Origin of the sequence: Streptomyces sp. NPDC057253, assembly GCF_042669125.1 — a bacterium.
Classification (GTDB): domain Bacteria; phylum Actinomycetota; class Actinomycetes; order Streptomycetales; family Streptomycetaceae; genus Streptomyces.
In genome coordinates, this window is the sequence record NZ_JBHUXV010000064.1 from 1 (window position 1) to 26,410 (window position 26,410).

The 26,410-nt window shown below is 68.3% G+C and carries 19 protein-coding genes and 1 riboswitch; of the genes, 13 read left to right on the plus strand and 6 right to left on the minus strand.

Features of this window, described 5'->3' with window-relative positions; all coding sequences use genetic code 11:
• Positions 1-245: 245 nt before the first annotated feature.
• Entirely contained in the window at positions 246-719 is a 474-nt protein-coding gene (locus ACFULQ_RS29490; RefSeq protein WP_383549573.1) for a MarR family winged helix-turn-helix transcriptional regulator, read from the plus strand.
• A gap of 102 nt (positions 720-821) precedes the next feature.
• On the opposite strand, the gene ACFULQ_RS29495 is transcribed toward ACFULQ_RS29490, so the two are convergent.
• Both ACFULQ_RS29495 and ACFULQ_RS29500 read right to left on the minus strand, forming a co-directional pair.
• A complete protein-coding gene (locus ACFULQ_RS29495) occupies positions 822-3,932 on the minus strand; it encodes an RICIN domain-containing protein (protein ID WP_383549575.1) in 3,111 nt (1,036 codons plus the stop codon).
• Positions 3,933-4,169: 237 nt separating this feature from the next.
• Complete coding sequence (locus tag ACFULQ_RS29500) at positions 4,170-6,977, minus strand: DNRLRE domain-containing protein (protein WP_383549577.1); 2,808 nt, start codon at positions 6,975-6,977, stop codon at positions 4,170-4,172.
• 384 nt (positions 6,978-7,361) lie between these two features.
• Here ACFULQ_RS29500 and ACFULQ_RS29505 point away from each other — a divergent pair, with 384 nt between their 5' ends.
• The 4 genes from ACFULQ_RS29505 (at position 7,362) to ACFULQ_RS29520 (ending at position 12,298) form a co-directional block, all read left to right on the plus strand.
• Complete coding sequence (locus ACFULQ_RS29505) at positions 7,362-8,357, plus strand: LacI family DNA-binding transcriptional regulator (RefSeq protein ID WP_383549686.1); 996 nt, start codon at positions 7,362-7,364, stop codon at positions 8,355-8,357.
• Between the two features lie 671 nt (positions 8,358-9,028).
• Positions 9,029-10,354 (plus strand): ABC transporter substrate-binding protein, encoded by a 1,326-nt coding sequence (locus tag ACFULQ_RS29510; protein ID WP_383549579.1) that lies wholly within the window; start codon positions 9,029-9,031, stop codon positions 10,352-10,354.
• 100 nt (positions 10,355-10,454) lie between these two features.
• Positions 10,455-11,435: a carbohydrate ABC transporter permease gene (locus ACFULQ_RS29515; protein ID WP_383549582.1), complete on the plus strand. Its 981-nt coding sequence runs from the start codon at positions 10,455-10,457 to the stop codon at positions 11,433-11,435.
• Positions 11,432-12,298 carry a carbohydrate ABC transporter permease gene (locus ACFULQ_RS29520; RefSeq protein ID WP_383549585.1) on the plus strand — a complete coding sequence of 289 codons (867 nt, stop codon included), beginning with the start codon at positions 11,432-11,434 and terminating at the stop codon, positions 12,296-12,298. The genes ACFULQ_RS29515 and ACFULQ_RS29520 overlap by 4 nt, the downstream gene beginning before the upstream one ends.
• Positions 12,299-12,366: 68 nt before the next feature.
• Here the strand turns inward: ACFULQ_RS29520 and ACFULQ_RS29525 are convergent, their stop codons facing one another.
• The 4 genes from ACFULQ_RS29525 to gcvT all read right to left on the minus strand — a co-directional run bounded on the left by ACFULQ_RS29525 (position 12,367) and on the right by gcvT (position 16,675).
• Positions 12,367-13,734, minus strand: a complete 1,368-nt coding sequence (locus ACFULQ_RS29525; protein ID WP_383549588.1) for an L-serine ammonia-lyase — start codon at positions 13,732-13,734, stop codon at positions 12,367-12,369.
• A gap of 57 nt (positions 13,735-13,791) precedes the next feature.
• The gene (glyA, locus tag ACFULQ_RS29530; protein ID WP_383549591.1) at positions 13,792-15,069 is read right to left on the minus strand and encodes a serine hydroxymethyltransferase; all 1,278 of its coding nucleotides are present in this window, start codon (positions 15,067-15,069) and stop codon (positions 13,792-13,794) included.
• A 14-nt stretch (positions 15,070-15,083) separates the two neighbouring features.
• A complete protein-coding gene (gene gcvH, locus ACFULQ_RS29535; RefSeq protein ID WP_007384830.1) occupies positions 15,084-15,461 on the minus strand; it encodes a glycine cleavage system protein GcvH in 378 nt (125 codons plus the stop codon).
• Positions 15,462-15,559: 98 nt separating this feature from the next.
• Positions 15,560-16,675 carry a glycine cleavage system aminomethyltransferase GcvT gene (gene gcvT, locus ACFULQ_RS29540; protein WP_383549594.1) on the minus strand — a complete coding sequence of 372 codons (1,116 nt, stop codon included), beginning with the start codon at positions 16,673-16,675 and terminating at the stop codon, positions 15,560-15,562.
• Positions 16,676-16,821: 146 nt separating this feature from the next.
• A riboswitch (glycine riboswitch) is annotated at positions 16,822-16,918 on the minus strand.
• A 182-nt stretch (positions 16,919-17,100) separates the two neighbouring features.
• Between gcvT and ACFULQ_RS29545 the strand changes: the two genes are divergently transcribed.
• From ACFULQ_RS29545 to ACFULQ_RS29580, 8 genes are all read left to right on the plus strand, one after another.
• Positions 17,101-17,769, plus strand: coding sequence for an AAA family ATPase (locus ACFULQ_RS29545; RefSeq protein WP_383549597.1), 669 nt, complete (start codon positions 17,101-17,103; stop codon positions 17,767-17,769).
• A 281-nt stretch (positions 17,770-18,050) separates the two neighbouring features.
• The gene (locus ACFULQ_RS29550; RefSeq protein ID WP_383549600.1) at positions 18,051-18,842 is read left to right on the plus strand and encodes an enhanced serine sensitivity protein SseB; all 792 of its coding nucleotides are present in this window, start codon (positions 18,051-18,053) and stop codon (positions 18,840-18,842) included.
• A 138-nt stretch (positions 18,843-18,980) separates the two neighbouring features.
• Positions 18,981-19,775, plus strand: coding sequence for an enhanced serine sensitivity protein SseB C-terminal domain-containing protein (locus ACFULQ_RS29555; RefSeq protein ID WP_383549603.1), 795 nt, complete (start codon positions 18,981-18,983; stop codon positions 19,773-19,775).
• 335 nt (positions 19,776-20,110) lie between these two features.
• Positions 20,111-21,109, plus strand: coding sequence for an ABC transporter permease (locus tag ACFULQ_RS29560; RefSeq protein WP_383549606.1), 999 nt, complete (start codon positions 20,111-20,113; stop codon positions 21,107-21,109).
• A 59-nt stretch (positions 21,110-21,168) separates the two neighbouring features.
• Positions 21,169-22,917: an ABC transporter substrate-binding protein gene (locus ACFULQ_RS29565; protein ID WP_383549609.1), complete on the plus strand. Its 1,749-nt coding sequence runs from the start codon at positions 21,169-21,171 to the stop codon at positions 22,915-22,917.
• Positions 22,918-22,986: 69 nt separating this feature from the next.
• Complete coding sequence (locus ACFULQ_RS29570) at positions 22,987-23,994, plus strand: ABC transporter permease (RefSeq protein WP_020139913.1); 1,008 nt, start codon at positions 22,987-22,989, stop codon at positions 23,992-23,994.
• A complete protein-coding gene (locus ACFULQ_RS29575; protein WP_383549612.1) occupies positions 23,991-25,082 on the plus strand; it encodes an ABC transporter ATP-binding protein in 1,092 nt (363 codons plus the stop codon). The genes ACFULQ_RS29570 and ACFULQ_RS29575 overlap by 4 nt, the downstream gene beginning before the upstream one ends.
• Complete coding sequence (locus ACFULQ_RS29580; protein WP_383549614.1) at positions 25,079-26,383, plus strand: ABC transporter ATP-binding protein; 1,305 nt, start codon at positions 25,079-25,081, stop codon at positions 26,381-26,383. Before ACFULQ_RS29575 ends, ACFULQ_RS29580 begins: the two co-directional genes overlap by 4 nt.
• The last annotated feature ends 27 nt before the right edge of the window (positions 26,384-26,410 follow it).

The window sequence follows — 26,410 nt, forward strand, 5'->3', positions numbered from 1 at the left end:
GAGCGCGATGATCAGCTGCGCCAGTGACATGACCGCCAGGACCCACCAGCGACGCCGGTCGGGTACGGACTGCGTGCTCGCCGCGGACGACGCGGCCCTTCCACCACGGGCGCCGGTCGGCGCCGCCTCGGCCTGCACATCCATCTCGGGTCCAATCAATGAGTTGCTCAATGAGTTGCCCGAATATAAGCATGAGTGATTCAATGAAGTCAAGAAGCTATTTCGATACGGACGGGAGGTCCCCCGTGACGGGAGCAGAAGTCGACCCGGGCGCCGAGCGAGTGAGGCTGCTGCGGTTGGTGGTCTCCGCCTCGGACCTGGTCCGGCGCCAGACCGAACTGGCGCTGAGCCAGACCGAGCTCACCGAGCCCATGATCACGATGCTGTGGGTTCTCCAGCCGAGCAGCGACATGTCGATGCGCGAGCTCGCGGTCAAGCTGAACTACGACCCCTCGAACGTCTCGCTGCTCGCCGACCGGCTCGTCGCGATGGGCCTGGTGCAACGCCTTCCCCACCCCACCGACGGCCGCCGGCGCGTGCTGCGGCTCACCGAGCGTGGCGATGCGCTGTACCGCGAGATCCTCGCCCAGCTCTTCGAACGCTCACCGATCTTCAAGCTCTCCACCGAGGAGCAGCAGCAGCTCAAAGACCTGCTGGTCAAGATCCGGACGTTCGAGTCGGCCGCCGACGACCAGATCAGGCACGTCCTCGACAACTGAAGCCCGCCGGCGACGAACACGCCCACGGGACGGTCCCGGCCGCCGTGGCCGGGATCGTCCCGTGGGTCATGCGCATGGCCGCGCCGTCACCGGCGTGCCGGGTCAGTCCGTGCTGAACGCCTGCCAGAGCTGGCTGTCGCTGTTCGTGTCGGCCGTCTGGACGAGCTGGGTGCCCGCTGTCGTCGAGGAGTTGGGCACCGTCAGGAGGTAGCCGCTGTTGACGTTCTTGATCTTGTAGTACCCGTTTCCGTCGGCCGTCAGTGTCCAGTGCTGATCGGCGCCGCCGCTGTCGGAGGACTGGACGATGACAGCGCCGTCAGTGGTGGAAGCCCCACTGACGTCCAGCAGCTTGCCGCTGTTCTGGTTGATGATCTTGTAGCTGCCGTCGCCCACCGGGACGAACCGCCAGTTCTGGTTCTGTCCTCCGGTGGCCTTCCACTGGATGACGCTCGCTCCGTCGGCGGCGGATGCGCCGGAGACGTCGATCACCTTGGCGCTGTTCTTGTTGGCGACCTTGTAGAAGGCGTTCGTGGCCGGGAAGGAGATGGAGGCGAACGCGTCCAGCCCGCAGACGGTGTTGGAGGAGGACGCGTTCTTCGTGCCGGTGCAGACGATCTTGATCGTGTGCGGTCCCGCGGCCAGATCCGTCTTCTCGAAGAGCACCACCTGCTTCGTCACCGACGCCGCGTAGGCGTCGATGCCCGCCTGGGCGAGGGTGCCGTCGATGTAGACGTCCACCTTGCCCATGTTCGGCTGCGTCATGGCGAGGTAGCGAACGGCCGTGCCGGTGAAGGAGTACTGGACGCTGTCGCCCGCCCTGCTGGTGAAGTGCTCCGACCCCTTGAAGTCCGCCGTGTCGTTCCAGTTCGACCACCCGGAGGAGTAGGTCAGGCCGGAGTCCTTGTCGTCGACGTAGGCCCATCGCTGCCGCACGAGTGCCTTCGACGCGGCGGACACGTTCCCCTGCGCGTCCACTACGTAGAGGTGGTAGTCGCCGGCCGTCTGCGGGACCTTGATGGTCGTCGCTGTGCCGGCTGCCTTCGTCATGGTGGCGCCGGCGGTGAACGTCGTCGTGCCGGCGGGTGCCAGCCAGAGGGTCTTGGTCGCGTCACCGGGACTGCGCAGCGGAATGGACGTCACTCCCTTGCCGGCGAACGTGCTGGCAGGCAGGACGTAGTCCTGCAACGGCAGGTGGCTCTGCGGGACGATGTCCTTGTAGGCGTCCTCCAGGCCGGAGTTCACTGCGATGCTGTACGCCTGGGACGGCCACACGTCGTCCGAGTACGCGTGCACGTTCTCTATGGTGCTGTTCGGGACGCTCTTGTTGGCGATCGTATTGACGGTGCCGTAGGTGTTGGTGATGCTCAGGTCGTGCTGCCGTCCCCACGTGCCGGAGTTGATGGCGTACGCGACGTTCGGGTCCACGTCGAGCACGTTGTCGTGGAAGGTGATGTAGGCGGAGCCCTCATCGGGATGCAGTCCGTACTTGTGGCCGGCCGGAACACCCTGGATGTAGTTGTAGCCGATGTCCGTTCCCGGCTGGCTGCCCAGCGTGTAGATGGGAGCGGAGTCGCCGAGCGTCTGCATGATGTCGATGATCTGGTTGTAGCGGACGGTGTTGTTCTGCGCCGTGGTGGTCGGGTTGCCGGGCTGTTCCGAGTTCGCCGATCCGTCGAAGTTCCACCAGCCCCAGCCGAGCGTGATGCCCGCCCACGGGGACTTCTCGATCCGGTTGTGCTGCACCGACAGCGAGTCGACGAAGTACGCCGAGATGGGGCTGGACGCTTCGAAGAGCACCGCGCTGTCGTAGAGGTAGTTGTCGGTGATCGAGATGTTCTTGCAGACCCCCTCGACGTTCACCGGGTACTTCTCGTTGTTCGTCGCGGTGTAGTCCCCGATGTACACGTGCTGGGGATGCCCGACCGTGATGGCGCTGCCGCCGATGTCGTTGGTGTAGTTGCCGATCAGCTGGGAGTCCGTCACGTCGTTGACCAGGTTGATCCCGTCGCCGCCGGTGTGCTGCACCGTGTTGCGCTGCAGGATGATCCCGTCGGCGTTCTCGATCTGGATGGCCCCCGGCCCGAGGTCCACGTTGCGGTAGGTGTAGTCGTGGAAGTTCTTCTTCGCGTACACCTGCGCGTTGGTGTTGCCCTGCTGGCTCTGCCGGAAGACGGAGCCGGCCACGTTGACCAGGTTCCAGTCGGAGTGCTCGACGGTGAGCCCGGAGAACGTGATGTTCTCCGCGTGGTCCGTCGTGGACGTGCCGGCGACCTTGATCAGCGTGGACACGTTGTTCGGCGCGAAGACCTGTGCCGTTGTCATGTCCTCTGAGCTGGACTTGTAGTAGTAGACGACGTGGTTCGTCTTGTCGAAGTAGAACTCCCCCGGCTTGTCCAGGAACTCGTACGCGTTCGAGATCGTCTGGGTGCCGGTGGCCTTGAAGGGCGTGTACGCGACTGCCTGGGCGATGGCCGCGCCCGGCTCCTGGAACAGGGCCACGCGACTGGAACCGTCCGAGGTCGTGGTGATCTGGCGGACTCCCACGATGGCCGTGTCCCAGGTCGTGGACGTCTTGATCTCCAAATCGTCCTGGTTGGACGCGATGGCGGGCACATCGGTGAGGCTGTACTTGGACCCGTCGCACTGCGAACCCGACTCCCAGGCCCAGGCAGCCTGCCCGGCCGTGACGGTGTAGGTCCCGTAGCAGCCGGTCGACGTGACCGTTTTCGAGGCCATCACGGCGCGCTTGTCGTTGACGTAGAGCGCGCGGAGCTTGTCGTCGCGGTTCAGCGGGGCCTGCCAGATGTTCCCGCTGTGCTGGGTCCAGCCGGTCACCTGGACACCACCGTTCAGGACCGGCTTCTCGTCCTGGTAGGCGGCGTACACGACACGGTGGCCGTTCGTTCCCGAGTCGGCCGAGGTGAAGCCGATCGTGCTGGTCACCGGGTAGTTTCCGCCGCGGAGGTAGACGTAGATGTCCCCGGTCATGCTGCCGTTGACCGTGCGCACGACGTCGCGTGCGTGCTGAAGGGTCTTGAACGGCGCTGCGATCGTCCCGGGGTTGGCGTCGTCGCCGTCGGGAGCGACGTAGTACGTCGCCTGGGTCGCGGCCGAGGCCGTGGTCGGTGCGGTGACTGCTGAGAGCAGCACGACCGACAGGACCATGGCGAGGACTGCCGAGAATCTGCGGAGGGCGGAGGCGACTGTCTTCATCGTCTGCCCCCTCCGCGGGTCGGGATGGTCGAGCAGGTGTTCATCGGGCGGCTCCGGGGGTGTGGTCGGTGCGATTGACACGGATCTTCATCGCCTACGGCCCGGGAGCGTCCGAGGGCCGAGGAGCGTCGATGGGTGCGCATGCCGAGGGTGGCGTCGGCGGTGCCGGGGTGGGTGGGGCGGAACCGGACGGCTGAGGCCGGCACATCCCCTCGGGGGCGTGCCGGCCTCGGGTGTCTACGGGGTGATGGTGATCGCGGGCGCCATGTCGGCGTTCCCGTTGGTGAGCTTCACCGCGCCGGTGGCGCCTTCGGAGCTGACGAAGCGCAGCTCGTGGTTGGTCGCGCCCGCGTCGCCGACGGCGAGCAGGAGCGTGGACTGGCTGGCCGCGTAGGCACTCTGGACGAAGGAGGTGATGTCGACGGTGATGTCACGGCCGTCGATGGCGTTGCTCTGGTGAGTGCCGCCGCCTTCGGGGATGAGGGTCGAACCGAGGGTGAAGGTGGCCGACCTCGCGACGGAGGAGCTCGTGGCGGTGAAGCTCGGCCGGTTCTGCCAGGTCATCGTGCTGATCGGGCAGGATGTGCCGCCGCCGGTGCAGGTGGTGTCGGTGACGGGCTGCACGAGGAGCTGGTCGGTGTCGGTCGACGGCACCGACGAGTAGCGGTGGCCGACGTAGGTGAGGTGGAGCGTCGCCTGGCTGGGCGATTTGGTGAGGATGCTGAGGGGGAACTGGAGGTAGGAGAGCTTTCCGTCTCCGGACCCCGTGGTGTACTGCTCGCCCATCAGACCGACCCCGCTGTTGCGGGTGATGAGCATCAGGTCCGAGGAGTTGTTCGCGGTCTGGTCGCCGGACCACGCGCCCACCCAGGTGTCGCCGTTGGTGGGGGCGCCGGCCTTGACGTTCTGGGTCTGGCCGTTCGCGTCCGTGTAGGTGGTGGTCAGCGTGCCGATCCCGCTGGTCGTCAGTGGGAGCTGCTGGCTGGTGTACTCGACGAGCTGGCCCGCGACGTGGAGGTTGTTCAGCGTCGCGTTCGTGACCCCGGTCATCGTGTTGCTGGTGTTCTGCTTCGAGAACCACACGTTGTCGAGGTTCACCGTGCCGATGGGGGTCTTGGTGTACGTGTACGTCGTGCCCGACCCGTCGGGGTTGGGGGCGAACCCGTTCTTCGCCTGCTGGTCGGCGGTGATGGTCTGGGTGGTTCCGTTGCCGCCGTTGACGCTGAGCCCTCCCGTCGTGAACCGGGAGGTGTCTATCGAGCTGTTCTTCACCACGAGGCTCTGGATGCGCGGGTACGTGTTCGGGCTGTTCATCACGGTGATGCCGCCGGCTGTGGCCGACAGGGAGTTGAAGTTGTCGAAGGTGTAGTTGGTGAGCCGGTATCCGTTGGTCTGGTATCCGAGCCGGATCGCGTTTCCGGCGGCGACGCTCCAGTTCAGCGTGTTGCTGACCGAGATGTTCTTGGAGTCCTCGTTGTCCCACTGGTTGGCGTTGAACCCGAGTTGGGCGGTGACGGTGTCGTAGGCGGCCACCGCGTTGACATAGCCCTGGACGTTGGCGCTGGAGGTGCCGAGCTGGAAGTTGTTCCACACGCCGGAGGCGATCGGGGTGAATCCGTTGCTGGGGTTGTAGTGGCCGGAGGCGAACGCGTCGTCGTTGCCGAGGGTGAAGACCTTGTTGGCGGTGATGTCCTGGCCGCTGGCGAAGTCCGTCCCGTCCACCCACGGCTGGCGGTACGGGGTGAGGGCCTTGATGTTGTTGAACGTCACGCTGTGGGCGCTGTGGGTCTCGAAGTTCCACTGCTTGGCGTTGCGCTCGTAGGTGTCGTTGAACGTGATGTTCGACGAGTGCATGACCATGACGCCGCCCTGGTGCTGGCTGCGGTAGGCATCGTGCAGGTCTCCGCTGCTGGAGGCGTTGTAGTTCGCCACGCCGTTGCCGTCGAAGACGCCGCGGCCGTCGATCTCGATGTTGCTGGAGTCGATGATCCCGATCGCCGGCTCGAAGGCCTCCATGTAGGCCTGGACGCGGTTCTTCAGCAGGGCGCCCTCGTCGGTGTAGATCTTCAGCTTGCCGCCCTTGAGGGTGCTGCCGTCCAGGCCGTTGACCAGCAGACCGGACCACACGTACGTGCCGTTCGGGAAGTAGAGCGTGTTGAGCGCCGTGGGGTTGGCCTCGATGGTCTGGAGGGCGGCCTGCAGGGCGTACGTGTCGTCGTCGGCGGACATCACCCGCACATTCGGATAGCGCACGTTGACGCTGCTCGCGCTCACCAGGCTCCCGGCCGCGGTCTGCTGACCGGCGGGGATGGCGGTGCCGTCGACGGTCTGGCCGGCCACGGAGCTCGTCGTCGCGGCGGGAGCCGTCTGCGCCGCGCTGTTCGGGTGCGCCGCGAGGTACTGCGCGGCGAACTCCTGGAAGTTGAGGACACCGGTCTGCAGGTTGACGCCGGAACCGTCCGCCGCACTCGTGGTGTCAGGACGCTGCGAGGTGTCCTCCAGAGGGTCGTTGACGACCGCCAGATAGGGCTGTCCCGCGGCGTTGGTCGAGTCGCCGTTGACCATCACGATCGCTTCGTTCAGGTTGGCGGCGGCCGACATCTGGAACGTCAGGGTGTGCTTGTCCGAGCTCACCGTGATGCTGCTGGAGGGGTAGTAGCGCGCCGGATAGACGTTCACCGTGCTGATCGTGGTGCTGGGCAGCGTGACCGTGATCGTCGGTGTCCGGGAGCTCGACGCGAAGCGCGCGATGTCGAAGTTGTGGCCGTTGGCGGTGTACTGCACGGCATCGACGGAGGTACCGGCCGCCTGCACCTGGTACTTGGTGGACACCACGTCCGGGGAGGTCGTCGTCGTGCCCCCCACTCCCGTGGGTGCGTACGTGTGGACGGTCGTGGCGGCGTGTGCGGGGACGACGCCGGTGAGCATGAGGCTCGCCACCGTGAGGGTGGCGCCGACAGCGGCCGAGATGAAACGGCGGGCGCGCGAGCGGCCTCCAGCCGCGGCGGGGTTCGAGTCGGCGTCGCCGCCGGCCGGTCTGATCATGCCTGTCTCTCCTCAGGACGAGACCCTTCCAGGTCTGTTCAGGCGCGCCGTCCGCGGGAGACGGCGCCGAGCATTCGTGATGCCGCGGCGGACTGAGGCCGTCGGGGGTGAGGGGACCACTACGACGCTTCGGGTGACACCGTCTCGTTGACCGATCCACGTGACTGGCGTGGCGGGGACGTTACTGCCGCATTTCGGAAACCGTCAATGCCTCGCGCACTTCAAATGCCCGAGACAGCAGCGACCTGTGTGTCACGGCCTCACCTGCTTACGTAACGGCTGAATCACGGCCGTCGAGCGAAGCCTTGCCCTGCTGCCACAGCCGCCCTACGCTGACGCCACTTCATGGATCGATAAAAGTTCGGGGGACTGGACGTGGTGACAATGGCGGAGGTGGCGGCCAGGGCAGGAGTGACCAAGCAGACCGTCTCCAACGTGGTGTCCGGCAAGAAGGTGCGGCCGGAGACCTTGGCCAAGGTGAACAAGGCGATCGCCGAGCTCGGCTACAAGCCGAACCTGGTGGCGCGCTCGCTGCGCACCGGCAGCACGTCGACGGTGGGGCTGTTCGTGCCGTCGGTGGCCAACCCGTTCTATTCGGAGGTGGTCGAGGAGGTGGAGAACGTCCTGGTCGGCCGCGGCTACAACCTGCTGCTCGCCACGACGCGCGACGATCCCGACTACACCCGGGCCCACCTGGAGAACCTGACCGCGCGCTCGGTGGACGCACTGCTGGTCGCCGGGGACCACGGCGTCGTACAGCAGGTGCCGATGCTCGCCGAGGCCACCTTCCCAGTGGCGCTGTTCGCCTGGGAGGGCGATCCGCCGACCACACTCCCCGTGGTGTCCATCGACTACGAGCACGCCGGCTTCCTGGCCGGACGCCACCTGCGGGATCTCGGCCACCGGAACGTGGCGGTGATCGCCGACCTGCCCGCGCACGCGCCGCGTGTCGCGGGGTTGCGCCGGGCGTTCGCCGGCGACGGGCTGGACGACCGTCAGGTGCTGACCTGTACCAGCGACGACCCCGCCGGCGGGTTCGCCGCGGCGGGCGCGGCGCTGGAGGCGGATCCGGAGCTGACGGCGATCTTCGCCACCCACGACGTCCTGGCCGTCGGCGCCATCGAGGCGGTGGTCCGGTCCGGGCGCCGGGTCCCCGAAGACGTCAGCGTCGTCGGCTTCGACGACATCGCCCAGGTCGGGCGGCTCCATCCGGCACTGACCACGGTCACCATACCCAAGCGCGAGATGGCCCAGCAGGCCGTGGAACTACTGCTGCGGGCGGTCGACTCCGGCCGGCCGCCGACCAACGTCATTTCGCTGCTGCGCCCGACCCTGACCGTCAGGGACAGCAGCGGTCCCGTCCGACCCGACCGCCCCTGACACCGCCTGACCCGCCACGCCCCACCTCGTGAGCCGCCGGAACAGTCCTTCCCAGCCGTTTTCCGCCACCCCGGCGACTTCCGAGGAAGAGCACCGCCGCTGATGAACCGCCCCGCCCCCCTTGCCCACGTCGAAGACCGGCCCGGCACCGATCGCTTCACAGCACCGGGCTTCGACGCCGCCGACCGGGACGAGCTCGGCGTGCCCTCCTGCCGACAGGCGACCGGGCTGCCCGGCGAACTCCCGTACGGCGTACGCAACGGCAACCGGCTCGGCATCCACCCCGCGGTCGGCGACTTCCGTACAACGGCTCGTGTCGGCCGCCACCGGTCGACCGTCCCGGCGACGCGGACACCCCGTGTCCGCCCGCCGGAGATCAGAATCCGTCACCAAGACCGCCGCACCCGGATCACCACTCCGGACGGCACCCCCGTGCTCCTCACGGGCGCCCCGGTCATCGACCTGACCGTGCGTCCTCGGAGCACCGCAGTCCTGGCCGCCGCGGCCGACAGGTACGACCTTGTCGGTGACGGCGGACCGCATCTGCTCCTCGACCACGCCCTCCGACGGCGTTCGGCGTGGAGTTCAGCATCTGCCGGTGGGCGGGCATTGGCCGCCCACCCACCGGCCGCCCAGCAAGTCAGTCCCCCATCACGAAGGGTCTCCCTCACATGGACAGCACCACCATACGCACGCGCAGACTCCTGACGCTCACCACCGCTGCGGTCCTCGCATTCGGTCTCAGCGCCTGCGGCGGCGCCAAGAGCAGCTCCGCCTCGGGATCGTCCGCGGAACCGAGCCGGTCCGGGCCGGTGAGCATGGAGTTCTGGGGCTGGGCCCCGGGCTACGACAAGATCGTCGACGAGTGGAACGCCGCCCACCCGAACACCAAGGTCACCTTCAAGCAGATCCCGTCGGGCGGCAAGGGCGGCTACACGCAGATCACCAACGCGCTCACCGCCGGCAAGGGCCCGTGTCTGGCCCAGATCGAGTACGGCACCATCCCGTCGATGCTGACGAAGAACGCCGTCATGGACATCACCCAGTACGCGCGCGCCGACATGGACAAGTACGTCGCGTCCTCCGTCTCGGCCTCCAGCATCGGCGGCAAGATCTACGGCGTCCCGGTGGACGTCGGCCCGATGGTCCTGTTCTACCGCGCGGACCTGTTCGCCAAGTACGGCATCACCAAGCCGCCGGCCACCTGGGACGAGTACCGGGCCGACGCCAAGAAGGTGGCCGCGGCCCACCCCGGCGTGAAGTTCGGCACCGCCCCCATGGACGGCAACGACCTCGCGGCCTTCAGCCTCCAGACCGGCCAGTCCTGGTACTCGACCAGCGGGGACAGCTGGACTGTCAGCATCGACAACCCCGGCACCCGCAAGGTCGCCGCCTACTGGCAGGACCTGAAGGACAAGGGCCTGGTGATGAACAACGGCAACGCCTGGGACCCGCAGTTCGACAAGGCCGCCGAGAACGGCAAGGTTCTCACCTTCGTCAACGCGGCCTGGGCCGCCGGCGGCCTGAAGAGCGACCTGAAGAACCAGTCCGGCAAGTGGAAGGTCGCCCCGATGCCGACCTGGAGCTCCGGCGACACCAGGACCTCCAGCAACGGCGGCTCGGCCACCTCGGTGCTGACCGGATGCAAGACCCCCCGCGAAGCCGAGCAGTTCGCCGCCTTCCTGTCCACCGACGCGAAGGCCGTGAGCACCGGCATCGGCGTCGGCGGCCTGTACCCGGCGTCGGTGGCCGGGCAGAACAACGCGCTGCTCGCGGCGGGCGACCCCTACTTCGGCGGCCAGAAGGTCGGCGACCTGTACAAGGCCTCCGCCGCGAAGGTCCCCACCACCTGGACCAACGGCCCGACCTACCAGCAGGTCGAGACCGACTTCACCACCGCCATCGGCCAGGGCAGCCTCCCCGACGCGGTCACCAAGGTGCAGGCCTCGACCATCGCCGCGATCAAGAAGCTCGGACTGTCGGTGAACGGCGGCTGAGGCAGACCGACTCCCGCCGCAGTCCCGAAGGTTTCCCGCGGCCGCCCCTGCCCGGCGCCGCGGGAAACCCCCTCACCTTGAACCGTCCAGCGAGGTTTCCATGAGCAGTCCCAGCAGCGCACCGACCGTGCCGCCGCCGCAGTCGGTGCGCACGGTTCCCCGCCGCGTCCCCACGGCCGGTCGGCGTCGGCGGACCGGCCGCCGTACCGCGTTGACCGTGTCCGGTTTCCTGGCACCTTTCGCAGCGCTCTTCGTCACCATGATGGTCGCTCCGATCGGTTACGCGATCTACCAGAGCTTCCTCACCGTCCACCGGGCCGGGCTGTTCGGCGGTACGCAGTCCACGCAGTTCGCGGGCCTGTCCAACTACGCCGACGCCTTCGGCGACCACGACTTCATCGCGTCGATCATCCGCGTCCTGCTGCTCGGCCTGGTCCAGGTCCCTGTCATGCTCGGCCTGGCCCTCCTGCTGGCGCTGCTGCTGGACTCCCGCTCGGCCCGGCTGAGGAAGTCCTTCCGGCTCACGTTCTTCCTGCCCTACGCGCTGCCGGGCGCGATCGCCGCGGTGATGTGGTCCTTCCTCCTGAGCAGGGACCTCTCGCCGTTCACCGGACCGCTGTCCCACTTCGGGATACACATCGACTTCCTGTCGCCGTCATGGGTCCCGGTCTCGATCGGGAACATGATCACGTGGGGCTGGACCGGCTACAACATGCTGATCATCTACTCCGCGCTCCAGACGATCCCGGCCGAGGTGGTGGAGGCCGCCGCGCTCGACGACTGCACCGGCTGGCGCCTCGCGTGGTACGTGAAGATCCCCCTGGTGCGTCCGGCACTGGTACTGACCACGGTCTTCTCCATCATCGGGACGGCCCAGCTGTACACCGAGCCCGCGGTGCTGGTCGGCGCGCGGATCCCGGGCGTCTCACCGAAGTTCTCACCGATCATGAACACCACCCTGGGCATGGACCTGGGCAGCCAGAACCTGGCCGCCGCCGAGTCGGTCGTGCTCGCCCTGGTCACCCTCGTGCTCTCGTTCGGGTTCCTCAAGTACAACCAGCGCAAGGGAGCAGTGGCATGAGCGTGGTCCTTGGCAGCCGGCCCCGCCGCGGCACCGAGGCCGCGAGCAAGGTCGTCGTCAACGCGGTGCTTGGCCTGATGGCGCTGTACACCCTGATCCCGCTGTGGTGGCTGTTCGTCTCCGCGACCAAGGGCTCCGGCTACCTCTACACCGGTGCACCGCTGTGGTTCTCCCATTTCGACCTGTTCGCCAACATCAGAGCGGTGTTCAGCTTCGACGGCGGCGTCTTCACCACCTGGCTCGGCAACAGCGCGCTGTACAGCCTTGTCGGCGCGACCGTCAGCACCCTGCTGTCGGCGATGGCGGGCTACGCGCTGTCCAAGTTCCGCTTCCGCGGCCGGGAGAGCATCTTCAACGTCGTCCTCGCCTCGGTTCTCATCCCGATGCCGATGTTCGCCCTGCCGCTGTTCCTGCTGATGGCGAAGCTCGACCTCACCAACTCCTACCTGTCGGTGCTGCTGCCCAGCTGTGTCAGCCCGTTCGGCGTCTACCTGTGCCGGATCTTCGCCGCGGCGTCCGTCCCGGACGAACTGCTGGAGGCGGCCCGGCTCGACGGCGCGGGCGAACAGCGCACGTTCTTCAGGATCGCTCTGCCGCTGATGGGCCCGGCACTGGTGACCGTCTTCCTGTTCCAGTTCGTCAGCATCTGGAACAACTACCTGCTGCCGTCGCTCATGCTCAACTCGACCTCACGGCTGCCCGTCACGGTGGGCCTGGTCCAGTGGCGCTCGGAGTTCGCCAACGGCGTGCCGCCCCTGCTGCCGATCACCGGCGCGTTCCTGTCGCTGATCCCCCTGGTGATCGCCTTCGTCTCTCTCCAACGGTTCTGGCGCAAGGGCCTGACCGCCGGCGCGGTCAAGTAGCACGAGAGCGCGAGGAAAGGCCCTGACCGCGCCGAAGGACACGAACACGCTGGTCAGGGCCTACGCCCTCAGCACTCGATGATGTTCACCGCCAGCCCGCCCCGGGCCGTCTCCTTGTACTTCACGCTCATGTCCGCCCCGGTGTCCTTCATGGTCTTGATGACCTTGTCCAGGGACACCATGTGCGAGCCGTCCCCCCGCAGCGCCATCCTCGCCGCCGTGACCGCCTTCACCGCGGCCATGCCGTTGCGCTCGATGCAGGGGATCTGGACCAGCCCGCCGACCGGGTCGCAGGTCAGGCCCAGGTTGTGCTCCATGCCGATCTCGGCGGCGTTCTCGACCTGTTCGGGGCTGCCGCCCAGCACCTCCGCCAGCGCGCCCGCCGCCATCGAGCAGGCCGAGCCGACCTCGCCCTGGCAGCCGACCTCGGCGCCCGAGATGGACGCGTTCTCCTTGAAGAGCATGCCGATCGCGCCCGCGGCGAGCAGGAAGCGGACCACGCCGTCCTCGTCGGCGCCGGGGACGAAGTTCATGTAGTAGTGCAGGACCGCGGGGATGATGCCGGCCGCGCCGTTCGTCGGGGCGGTCACCACCCGGCCGCCGGCCGCGTTCTCCTCGTTGACGGCCATCGCGTACAGCGTGATCCACTCCATGGAGTGGGCCAACGCGTCGCCCTCCGCCCGCAGTTGACGGGCCGTCATGGCGGCACGCCGGCGCACCCGCAGACCGCCCGGCAGGATGCCCTCCTGGGACATGCCCCGGGATACACAGGCCCGCATCACCTGCCAGATGTCCAGCAGCCCGGACCGGATCTCGTCCTCCGTGCGCCAGGCGCGCTCGTTCTCCAGCATCAGGGAGGAGATCGACAGCCCGGTCTCCTTGGTCAGGCGCAGCAGCTCGTCACCCGTGCGGAAGGGGTACTTCAGCGCCGTGTCGTCGAGCTTGATGCGGTCCTCGCCGACCGCGTCCTCGTCCACGACGAAGCCGCCGCCGACCGAGTAGTACGTCTTGGACAGGAGTTCGGCGCCCGAGGCGTCGTACGCCCACACCGTCATGCCGTTGGCGTGGTACGGAAGCGCCTTGCGCCGGTGCAGCACCAGGTCGTCGTCGAAGGAGAACGGGATCTCGTGCTCACCGAGCAGCTTCAGCCGCCCCGCGGACCGGATCTCCGCGACCCTGTCGTCCGCCGTCTCCACCTCGACCGTCCGGGGGGACGCCCCCTCCAGGCCCAGCAGCACCGCCTTCGGGGTGCCGTGGCCGTGGCCGGTCGCGCCCAGGGAGCCGTAGAGCTCGCAGCGGACCGAGGCGACGGCCGGCAGCAGGTCCTCGTTGCGCAGGCGGCGGGCGAACATGCGGGCCGCGCGCATCGGGCCGACCGTGTGGGAGCTCGACGGGCCTATGCCGATCGAGAACAGGTCGAAGACCGAGATGGCCACGGGAACTCCTTCACATGGGGTGGGGGCACACGTCGTCGGGTGCCCCCACCTGTGGAACTACTTGTTCAGACCCGGGTACAGCGGGTGCTTGTCCGCCAGGGCCCTGACCCGGGCCTTGAGCGACTCCACGTCGGCCCCCTCAAAGGGAGAGGGCGCCTTCAGGGCCGCCGCGATGACGTCCGCGACCTCGGCGAAGTCCTCGGCCGTGAAGCCGCGGGTCGCCAGGGCGGGCGTGCCGATCCGGAGGCCCGAGGTGACCATCGGCGGGCGCGGGTCGTTCGGGACGGCGTTGCGGTTGACCGTGATGCCGACCTCGTGGAGGCGGTCCTCGGCCTGCTTGCCGTCCAGCTCGGACTCGCGCAGGTCGACGAGGATGAGGTGCACGTCGGTGCCGCCGGAGAGCACGTTGACCCCGGCCTCCCGGGCGTCGTCGGCCGTCAGACGCTCGGCGAGGATGCGCGCACCCTCAACCGTACGCCGCTGGCGCTCCTTGAAGTCCTCGGAGGCCGCGACCTTGAAGGACACCGCCTTCGCCGCGATCACATGCTCCAGGGGACCGCCCTGGAAGCCGGGGAAGACGGAGGAGTTCAGCTTCTTCGCGAACTCCTGCTTGGCGAGGATGATCCCGCCGCGCGGTCCGCCCAGCGTCTTGTGGGTGGTGGAGGTGACCACGTCCGCGTGCTCGACGGGGTTCGGGTGCAGCCCCGCCGCCACCAGACCCGCGAAGTGGGCCATGTCGACCCACAGGTACGCCCCGACCTCGTCGGCGATCCGGCGGAACTCCGCGAAGTCCAGCTGCCGCGGGTACGCGGACCAGCCCGCGATGATCACCTTCGGCCGGTGCTCGCGCGCGAGCTTCTCCAGCTCGGCCATGTCGACGAGGCCCGACTCGTCCACGTGGTAGGCCACGACGTCGAACTGCTTGCCGGAGAAGTTCAGCCGCATCCCGTGGGTCAGGTGACCGCCGTGCGCGAGGTCGAGCCCGAGGATGGTGTCGCCGGGCTGGGCCAGCGCGAACAGCGCGGCCTGGTTGGCGGAGGCACCGGAGTGGGGCTGCACGTTGGCGTACTCGGCGCCGAACAGCTCCTTGAGCCGGTCGATGGCGATCTGCTCGGCCACGTCGACGTGCTCGCAGCCGCCGTAGTAGCGGCGGCCCGGGTAGCCCTCGGCGTACTTGTTGGTGAGGACCGAGCCCTGCGCCTCCATGACCGCGAGCGGAGCGAAGTTCTCCGAGGCGATCATCTCGAGCGTGGACTGCTGCCTGACCAGCTCGGCGTCGACCGCGGCGGCGATCTCCGGGTCGAGCTCGTGCAGGGGCGTGTTCAGTGCGGACATCAGGTGCGGACTCCTCAGCCGGCGGAAAAGGCGGTGTACTCGTCGGCGGAGAGCAGATCGGCCGGCTCCTCGGCGACGCGTACCTTGAACAGCCAGCCGCCCTCGAAGGGGGCGGAGTTCACCAGCGCCGGGTCGCTGACGACGTCCTCGTTGACCTCGGTGACCTCACCGGAGACGGGGGAGTACAGGTCGGAGACCGACTTGGTCGACTCCAGCTCGCCGCAGGTCTCGCCCGCGGTCACCGTGTCACCGACCTCGGGGAGCTGGACGAAGACGACATCGCCGAGCGCGTTGGCCGCGTGCTCCGTGATGCCGACCGTCGAGACGCCGTCCTCGGCGCCCGACAGCCACTCGTGCTCCTTGCTGTAACGCAGCTGCTGGGGGTTGCTCATGGCCTGAATTCTCCTGTACGCGGGGGAGTGCTGATGAAGGGGGGACTGCGGAAGGCGTGCGTGAGCAGCGAACCTGTGCTCAGCATCACCTACGGCGGCTACTTCTGGCGCTTGTAGAACGGCAGGGCCACGACCTCGTACGGCTCGTGGCTGCCCCGGATGTCCACACCGACACCCGTCGTGCCCGGCGCGGCGTACCTGGGGTCGACGTAGGCCATCGCGATCGGCTTGCCCAGCGTGGGGGAGGGCGCCCCGGAGGTGACCTCGCCGATCACCTTGCCCTCGGCGACGACGGCGTACCCGGCGCGGGGGACCCGGCGGCCCTCGGCGATCAGGCCGACCAGGACGCGCGGCCCCTCGTGGTTGCTGCCCTCGGCGGCCTCGCGCAGGGCCTCACGGCCCACGAAGTCGCCCTTGTCGAACTTCACGACCCGGCCGAGGCCCGCGTCGTAGGGGGTCAGCTCCGCGGTGAGCTCGTGCCCGTACAGCGGCATGCCCGCCTCAAGGCGCAGCGTGTCCCGGCAGGACAGCCCGCAGGGGACCAGGCCGACGCCCTCGCCCGCCTTGGTCAGCGCCTGCCACAGCTCGACCGCGTGCTCGGGCTTCACGAACAGCTCGAAGCCGTCCTCGCCGGTGTAGCCGGTGCGCGCGATGAGGGCGGGGACCCCCGCGACCGTGCCGGGGAGACCGGCGTAGTACTTGAGGCCGTCGAGGTCGGCGTCGGTCAGCGACTTCACGATGCCCGGGGACTCGGGCCCCTGTACGGCGATCAGCGCGTACGCGTCCCGGTCGTCCCGCACCTCGGCGTCGAAGCCGGCGGCGCGCTCGGTCAGCGCGTCGAGGACGACCTGGGCGTTGGAGGCGTTGGCGACCACCATGTACTCGGTCTCGCCCAGCCGGTAGACGATCAGGTCGTCCAGGATGCCGCCGTCCTCGCGACAGATCATGGTGTAGCGGGCCCGGCCCACCCCGACGGAGGCGATGTTGCCGACGAGGGCGAAGTTCAGCAGCTCGGCGGCCTGCGGTCCGGTCACGGTGATCTCGCCCATGTGGGAGAGGTCGAACAGCCCGGCCCTGGTGCGCACCGCGTTGTGCTCGTCGCGCTCGGAGCCGTAGCGCAGGGGCATGTCCCAGCCGGCGAAGTCGGTCATCGTGGCACCGAGGGAGCGGTGCAGGGCGTCGAGCGCGGTGTGCCGGGGCGCAGAACTGGTCATAGAGCGGTCGTCTCCAGAATCCAAGGCATGACAGGCGAGGGCTTTCCTCCCCATCTGTCATCGGAACCTGAGAGGTTCGCCATGAAGGACATGGCTTGCACCGTGGGTGGGGCCACCGGCGTCGGCGGCCCGCTTTTCAGATGTGCCTCGCCCGCGCGGTAACGGGGCCTGAGAGATTCAAGGGAGGGACTTGCTCCTTCGGCGCCCGGGTACATGTACCCGGGACTCTCCCGCGCGGATTCAAACGGCCGGTATGCAGTTGGCGCGGACATCATTGCACGCATCGGACGCCGACGGCAGGGCCGCCTCCGCCGCCTCCTTCTGTAACCGGCTTGTGGCGGTACGCATACAGAAACGCGAGAGATCATCCATTACCTTCTCTTTACGCTCGGTGGGGAGGGAAACCCCGAACCCGGAGGAGGACGATGACGGTGAACAGGACCACCGCGTACGCGACGACCTCGGGCATCGCGCTGCCCAAGCAGCCCGCGGCCCCGGCCGTCGAGGCCCGCGGCGCCCACCCGGTCGTCCGTGACCTGCGCGAGCGCGCCGGCCACAGCCCGCACGCCCTGCTCTTCGGCCCCGAGGACCTCGTCGTCATCACCGGCCTGCCCGGCAGCGGCAAGTCCACCCTGATGAAGCGGGCGGTCACCGGGACCCGGGTCGACTCCCAGGACACCCGCGACCGGTGGGACGGCCGGCTGTCCCGCTTCCTGCCGTACGCCGTCTACCGGCCTCTGGTCCGGCTCGCGCACTACGCCGCACTGCGCCGCGCCCTGCGCTCCGGCGAGGGAGTGGTGGTGCACGACTGCGGGACCCAGACCTGGGTGCGCGGCTGGCTGGCCCGCGAGGCCCGCCGCCGCGGCGGCACCCTGCACCTGCTGCTCCTGGACGTCCCGGCGGACACCGCCCTCGAGGGCCAGCGCGAGCGCGGCCGGGGCGTCTCGCGATACGCCTTCCTACGACACCGGGGCGCGGCCGCCCGCCTGATCCGCTCCGTGGAACACGGCGACCTGCCCCCGGGCTGCGGCTCAGCGGTCCTGCTCGACCGCGAAGCAGCAGACGTCCTACGACGCATCGGCTTCACGGGCTGAGCGCCACGGCCTGCGGCGGACCGGTTTCACTGCGGGGCCACGAGGCCTGCGGCGCATCGGTTTCACTGCGGGGCCGCGCGGCCTGCGGCGCATCGGCTCCGGTGCACCGGCTTCATGGGCGAACCGCGCGGCCTGCGGTGGATCCACGGCTGGGCGTACGGCTGAGCCACCCGCGCAGCCGTACGCCCAGCCATGGATCCGCTTCACGGGCTGAGCCACACACCCCCCGTACCCGCTAGCCTTTCAGCCACATCAGTGGTTCACAGCAGGCGGTCAGACAGATGGACTTCCCGGCGGATCTTCCCGCGGACTTCCCGGCGCAGTCGGCACACCCCCACCCGCACGGCGGGTGGCCGGGCAACGAGCTGGAGGAGGTGCTCTCGGCCTCCCTCGGCATGCCCTCGGCGGGCGGCCGGATCATCGAGGTGCTCGGCCGCAGCTTCGTCTGGGTCCCGCTGCCCAACGGCGGCGGCCCGCACAGCGGCCCCCTCGACCTGCCCACGCTGGAGATCGCGGGCCAGGCGTACGTCCCGGTCTTCAGCTCCGAGGAGCAGTTCCGCCAGGTCGTCGGCTCGCACCTGTCGTACACCATCGCCCCCGCGGTGGAGTTCGCCCGGGGGCTCCCCCCGCACGTGGGCATCGCCGTGAACCCCGACGGCGTGGTCGGCGTCCCGCTGCCGCCCGCCGCGGTGGCCGACCTCTGCCGCGTCGGCCGCACCCCGCTGGACGGCCCCAACACCGGCGGCCGCGTCAAGCTCTACGAGCCCGACTGGCAGGACGACCCGGTCGACTTCCTCGCGGCCGCGTCCGCGGAGTTCGCGGCGACCGGCGTGGTCCTCACCGCCCGCCGCTGCCTGGCCGCCATCGAGACGGCCGACCCGGTCATGTTCATCGGCGTCGAACTCTCCCAGTGGGAGGGCGACTTGCGCACCCTCCCGATGGACGCCCTGGGCCGCGCCCTCGGCACCACCCCGGTGAAGTGGCCGGTCAACCTGGTCCTGCTGGACGTGGCGGACGACCCGGTCGGCCACTGGATGCGAGCCCAGGTACGCCCCTTCTACACCCAGGGTTAGCCCAACCCACCCAGGGGCGCGGGGAACTGCGCGATCAACCCCCACGGACCCGCACCCGCCGACGACGCACGGGTGCCGAGCTCTTGGGCGCTTAAGCTGGTTTCATACTCGGGGAACTTTCAAGAAGGGCGATACGACGTGAGCGCCAGCGGCACCGCGACCGGCACGGTCGAGCACATGCTGCGCCAGGTGACCCCCGGGCGCTACGACGCCTACGAGGCACTGCTGCGCGCCCTCGCGACCCCGACCGCCGGCCAGATCTGGATGCTGCTGTGGCACGGCCAGTCCGGGTCTCCGGACGCCCAGTACGGAAACATGGAGGTCGACGGCCACGGCTACGCCCCCTGCGTGACCTCGGCCCAGGAACTCTCCGCGAGCGGCTGGAACCGTTCCTACGAGGTCGTCGACGGAGTCGACGTCGCCCGCACCCTCTACCCCGACCACTACGGCCTCTGGCTCAACCCGCACGCCCCGGGCGGCGGCGTCGGCATCCCCTGGCTCGACCTGCGCCGCATCGCCACCGGCCTGGAGCGCCAGCCCGCGGGCCCGCTCCGGCTCTCGGAACCCGGCATCGAGGTCCCGCAGTTCTACGCCCTGCTCGTGCAGAACGCCCACCGCACCCCGGCGGTCCGCTCACTGCGCCGCGCCTGGGTGCAGCCCGCGCTCGGGGCGCCGTATCTCGCCATCGGCCTGGATGTGTACGACACCAGCCCCTCGGCCGTGGACTCGGTGCGCGCGATGATGCAGCAGTCCATCGGCGCGGTGCCGGAGGGGCTGCCGGTGTCGACCGTGGCGATGTCCGACGAGTACGACCCGGTGGCGCTGTGGATGCGCGCGGGGGCCCGGCCCTTCTACGACCGCGAGGCGCACGGCGCGCCGGCCCAGGCCCCGGCGGCGGGGTACGGCTATCCGCCGGCCCGTGGTGGTTACTGAGAGTCAAAGCAACCCGTTCGGCTCGTTTACGTAACAGCCACATTTCTTCGCGCGTAGATAGCGGCGGATCATCACGAACCTCGCCTATTGTGCCGTTTTGTCCCAACTGACATGCGTCCGGGAGGCGTTACCCGCTGTTCGGATAACGGAATCCCTCGTACTGCATCACGGTTACGCATACTTTCTTCGCCAGGCCTGGCGGGTGATCGCAGCGAAGCTGAAGACTCCCCAGGCAGACGCAGGATCAGACGTTCCTGTGAGCTGAGCAAGTCGACAAAGCCGTAATCCACGGCAGGTGTAGGCCGGTCACCACCGGCGAGAGGGGTCGGGTCACTGTGACCGCACCGATCGAGACCACCGGGGCGCAGGCCGAGGCGCAGCCGGAGGCTGTCCTCGCCGGCGCCGGCAAGGGGCAGATCGAGGGCCGTTCCCTGGGGCAGATCGCCTGGTCCCGTTTCAAGAGGGACAGAGTGGCGGTCGCCGGCGGTGTGATCGTCATCCTGCTGATCCTCATCGCGGTGCTGGCCCGTCCCATCCAGGCCCTCTTCGGCCTGGACCCGAACGCCCTGCACCAGGATCTGATCGACCCCAACACCTCGCTGCCCAAGGGCGCCTGGGGTGGCATGAGCTGGGACCACCCGCTCGGCGTGGAGCCGAAGTTCGGCCGCGACATCGCCACCCGCATCCTCGAGGGCTCCTGGGTCTCGCTGGTCGTGGCCTTCGGTGCCACCATCCTGTCGAACACCATCGGAGCGGTCCTCGGCGTGGTCGCCGGGTACTACGGCGGCCGGGTCGACACGATCATCAGCCGGCTGATGGACACCTTCCTGGCGTTCCCGCTGCTGCTGTTCGCCATCGCCATCTCGGCCACCCTGCAGGGCGGTGCCTTCGGGCTGGAGGGCCTGCCGCTGCACATCAGCGTGCTGATCTTCATCATCGGCTTCTTCAACTGGCCCTACCTGGGCCGTATCGTGCGCGGCCAGACCCTGGCCCTGCGCGAGCGGGAGTTCGTCGACGCGTCCCGGGGGATGGGGGCCAAGGGGCCCTACATCCTCTTCCGGGAACTGCTGCCGAACCTCGTCGGCCCGATCATCGTCTACTCGACGCTGCTCATCCCGACCAACATCCTCTTCGAGGCGTCCCTCAGTTTCCTCGGCGTCGGCATCCAGCCTCCGCAGGCGTCCTGGGGCGGCATGATCAACCAGGCGGTCGACTACTACCAGGTCGACCCCCAGTTCATGATCGTGCCTGGTCTGGCCATCTTCGTGACCGTCCTTGCGTTCAACCTGCTCGGCGACGGTCTCCGCGACGCTCTCGACCCACGCAGCCGCTGACCCGCGGCCACGGTGAGAGTCCACAAGATTTCCGACAATTGAAGGGGAAGCAGACCATCATGCGAAGGTCAGCGCTGGCCGCAGTGGCGGCCATCGGCAGTGCGAGCCTGTTGCTCTCGGCTTGCAGCAAGGCCGATGACAACGGTGGAGACGAAAACAAGTCGGCAGGGGCCAACGCAGCGACGAAGGGTGTCGTCAACGCCTCCACCCAGAAGGGTGGGACGGTCACGTACGAGTACTCCGACGTGCCGGACTCCTTCGACCCCGGCAACACGTACTACGCCTACATGTACAACCTCAGCCGGCTGTACGCCCGCCCGCTGATGACCTTCGCGCCCGGTCCGGGCGAGGAGGGCAACAAGCTGGTCCCGGACCTCGCCGCGAGCGCCGGTGTGCCCAGCGACGGCGGCAAGACCTGGACGTACAAGATCCGTTCGGGTCTGAAGTACCAGGACGGCACCGCGATCACCTCGAAGGACGTCAAGTACGCCGTCGAGCGCTCGAACTTCGCGCGTGACGTGCTCTCCCTCGGCCCGAACTACTTCCAGCAGTTCCTGGACGGCGGCGACAAGTACAAGGGTCCCTACAAGGACAAGAGCCCCGAGGGCCTGAAGTCCATCGAGACGCCGGACGACACCACCATCGTCTTCAAGCTCAACCGCGCCTTCCAGGAGTTCGACTACCTGGTCGCCACGCCGCAGACGGCTCCGGTCCCGCAGGCCAAGGACACCGGCGTCGACTACGTCAAGAGCATCGTCTCCTCGGGCTCGTACAAGTTCCAGAGCTACAAGGAGGGCCAGCAGGCCGTCCTCGTGCGCAACGAGAACTGGGACGCGAAGACCGACCCGCTGCGCAAGCAGTACCCGGACAAGATCGTCGTCAAGCTGAAGGTCAACGCCGAGACGATCGACCAGGACGTCCAGGCCGGCGACGCCATCGACCTCGGTGGTACCGGTGTCCAGGCCGCCACCCAGGCCAAGGTCGTCAACGACTCCAACCTGAAGGCCAACACGGACAACACCTACGGTGGCCGTCTGGTCTACATGGCGATCAACACCCAGGTCGCGCCGTTCGACAAGGTCGAGTGCCGCAAGGCCGTCGAGTACGCCATCGACAAGGTCTCCGTGCAGACCGCCGAGGGCGGCCCGATCCGCGGTGACATCGCCACCACCGTCCTGCCGCCGGACATCCCCGGCTACCAGAAGGCGGACGTCTACGCGACGACCGGCAACAAGGGCGACGTGGCCAAGGCCAAGGACCAGCTGAAGGCCTGCGGCAAGTCGACCATCAGCACCAACATCTCGGCGCGCAGCGACCGTCCGCAGGAGATCGACGCGGCCACCGCGATCATCGCCTCGCTGAAGAAGGCCGGCATCAACGCCAGCCTGAAGCAGTACCCGTCGGGCAAGTACTTCACCGACTACGCCGGTGTGCCGACGTTCGACAAGAAGCAGAACATCGGTCTGCACATGATGCAGTGGGGTGCCGACTGGCCCTCCGGCTACGGCTTCCTGCAGCAGATCCTGCACGGTGACGCGATCGGTGCCTCCGGCAACACCAACCTCTCGTACCTGAACGACAAGCAGATCAACGAGATGCTGGAGAAGGCCATCGCCACCGAGGACGACACGGCGCGCAACGCCCTGTACGCCCAGATCGACAAGCGTGCGATGGACCTGGCGGCGCTGGTCCCGCTGACCTACTTCAAGGTCCTGCTGTACCGTCCGGCCGGCTTCACCAACCTGGTGTCCACGGCGGCCTTCAGCGGTCAGTACGACTACCTCAACATCGGCACGACCAAGAAGTAGCCCCGGAAGGCAGGTGAAGGCATTGGTGCCCGTGGGCTTCGCGGCCCACGGGCACCAGCGCCGGTCCCCGTGATCTCGTACATCCTCCGTCGGACGTTCGCGGCAGTGATCCTGCTGTTGGTCGTCACCGCGGTCACCTTCGCGATCTTCTTCCTGCTGCCACGGATGGCCGGTCAGACCGCCGACCAGCTGGCGCAGCAGTACCTGGGCAAGAGCCCCTCGAAGGCCGACATCCTCGCGGTCAAGCAGAACCTGGGTCTGGACGACCCCCTGTACCTCCAGTACTGGCACTTCATCAAGGGTGTCGTGTCCGGGGCCACCTACAACCTGGGTCCCACCACCGCGCACTGCGACGCGCCGTGCTTCGGCTACTCCTTCAAGACCCACGAGGCGGTCTGGCCGCAGCTCACCTCTCGGATCCCGGTGACGGCGTCGCTGGCCCTCGGTGCCGCCGTGCTGTGGCTGGTCTCCGGTGTCGTGATCGGTGTGATCTCCGCGCTCAAGCCCGGCAGCTTCTTCGACCGCAGCTTCATGGGCGTCGCGCTCGCCGGTGTCTCGCTGCCCATGTTCTTCACGGGCAACCTGGCGCTGCTGCTCTTCACCTACCAGTGGCCGATCTTCGGCCGCACCTATGTGCCGTTCACGGAGAACCCGGCCCAGTGGGCCAACACGCTCTTCCCGGCCTGGTGCTCGCTGGCTCTGCTGTACTCCGCCATCTACGCGCGGCTGACCCGTTCGGGCATGCTGGAGACGATGAACGAGGACTTCATCCGCACGGCCCGCGCCAAGGGCCTGCGCGAGCGCAACGTGGTCGGCCGGCACGGCCTCAGGGCAGCGCTGACGCCGATCATCACCGTGTTCGGCATGGACCTGGGTCTGCTGCTCGGCGGTGCGGTGATCACCGAGACCGTCTTCTCGCTGCCCGGCATCGGCCAGTACGCGGTCCAGGGCATCACCGACAACGACCTGCCCCCGATCCTCGGCGTGACCCTGCTGGCCGCCATCTTCGTCGTAGTCGCAAATCTCCTGGTGGACCTGTTGTACGCCGCCGCCGACCCGCGGGTGAGGCTCTCGTGACCGAACTGTCCAAGACCGGTGCCGCCCTGGGCGAGCCCGCGCCCGGCAACGCTCCCGACGCCTTCCTCGCGGTCCGCGACCTCAAGGTGCACTTCCCGACCGACGACGGCCTGGTCAAGTCCGTGGACGGGCTCAGCTTCCAGGTGGAGAAGGGCAAGACCCTCTGCATCGTCGGCGAGTCCGGCTCCGGCAAGTCCGTCACCTCGCTGGCGATCATGGGCCTGCACCGGCTCGGGGCGCGCGGCAAGAACGTGCAGATGTCCGGCGAGATCTGGCTGGGCGGCAAGGAGCTGGTCTCCGCCGACCCGGACGAGGTGCGCCGGCTGCGCGGCCGCGAGATGGCGATGATCTTCCAGGACCCGCTGTCCGCGATGCACCCGTACTACACGATCGGCAACCAGATCGTGGAGGCGTACCGGGTCCACCACGACGTCAGCAAGAAGGTTGCGCGCAAGCGGGCCATCGAGATGCTCGACCGGGTCGGCATCCCCGAGCCCGACAAGCGCGTGGACGGCTACCCGCACGAGTTCTCCGGCGGTATGCGCCAGCGCGCGATGATCGCCATGGCGCTCGTCAACAACCCCGAGCTGCTCATCGCGGACGAGCCGACGACCGCCCTCGACGTGACCGTCCAGGCGCAGATCCTCGACCTGATCCGGGACCTGCAGAAGGAGTTCGGCTCCGCGGTCGTCCTCATCACCCACGACCTGGGTGTGGTCGCCGAGATCGCCGACGACGTCCTCGTGATGTACGGCGGCCGGTGCGTGGAGCGCGGCAGCGTCGACGACGTCTTCGAGCGCCCGCAGCACCCGTACACCTGGGGTCTGCTGGGCTCGATGCCGCGCATCGACCGGGAGACCTCCGAGCGGCTCATCCCCGTCAAGGGCCAGCCGCCGAGCCTCATCAACGTCCCCTCGGGCTGCGCCTTCCACCCGCGCTGCCCGTACGCGGACATCCCCAAGGGCGATGTCACCCGTACCGTGCGCCCGGAGCTCCAGCAGGTCGGCGGCGGGCACTTCTCCGCGTGCCACCTCTCGCAGGAGGACCGCACGCGGATCTGGACCGAAGAGATTGCGCCGAAGCTGTGAGTGAGACGAAGAAGGACGCGGACGTGACGGCCGCCCCCGACGAGCGCGAGATACTGCTCAAGGTCGAGGGCCTCCAGAAGCACTTCCCGATCCGCAAGGGCGTCCTCCAGCGCCAGGTCGGTGCGGTCAAGGCGGTCGACGGCATCGACTTCGAGGTCCGCAAGGGCGAGACGCTCGGCGTGGTCGGCGAGTCGGGCTGCGGCAAGTCGACCATGGGCCGGGTCATCACGCGGCTCCAGGAACCGACCGGCGGCACGATCCACTTCGAGGGCCAGGACATCACGCGGCTGAAGCCGGCCGGGATGCGTCCGCTGCGGCGGGACATCCAGATGATCTTCCAGGACCCGTACGGCTCCCTGAACCCCCGGCACACCATCGGCGGAATCGTCTCGGCACCCTTCCGCCTCCAGGGCGTGGAGCCCGAGGGCGGGGTGAAGAAGGAGGTCCAGCGCCTTCTGGAGCTGGTGGGCCTGAGCCCCGAGCACTACAACCGCTACCCGCACGAGTTCTCCGGCGGTCAGCGCCAGCGCATCGGCATCGCGAGGGCGCTCGCCCTGAAGCCGAAGCTGGTGGTGGCGGACGAGCCGGTCTCGGCCCTCGACGTGTCGATCCAGGCGCAGGTCGTGAACCTGATGGACGACCTCCAGGACGAGCTCGGCCTGACGTACGTGATCATCGCGCACGACCTCTCGGTGGTCCGGCACGTCTCGGACCGGATCGCGGTGATGTACCTCGGCAAGATCGTCGAACTCGCCGACCGCACCTCGCTGTACGAGGCGCCGATGCACCCGTACACCAAGGCCCTGATGTCGGCGGTCCCGGTGCCGGACCCCAAGCGCCGGGGCGCCAAGTCCGAGCGCATCCTGCTGCGCGGCGACGTCCCGTCCCCGATCTCCCCGCCCTCCGGCTGCCGTTTCCACACGCGCTGCTGGAAGGCGACGGAGATCTGCAAGACGACGGAACCCCAGCTGATCGAGCTCCGCCCCGGCCAGCGCGTGGCCTGCCACCACCCCGAGAACTTCGAGGACCAGGCCCCCCAGGACACGGTCCTCCTGTCGGTCGCCAAGGAGGCGGCTTCGCTGGTCGCCGACGAGGTCCTGGCGGAGTCGGCGGAGACGTCGGCGGCGGTGGCGGCGGAGGTGGCTTCGCCGGAGACGGCAGGGGTGGCCGACACCGAGGCGTCCGAGGAAGTTCCGGAGAAGCCCGAGGTGAAGACCACGAAGACGGGTCCCGGCGCCAAGACCGAGGTCCAGTCGACCGACGAACCGGAATCCCCCGGTCAGGAGTCAACTGACAAGTAACGCATGACGAGTTGGCAAAGTCATGCA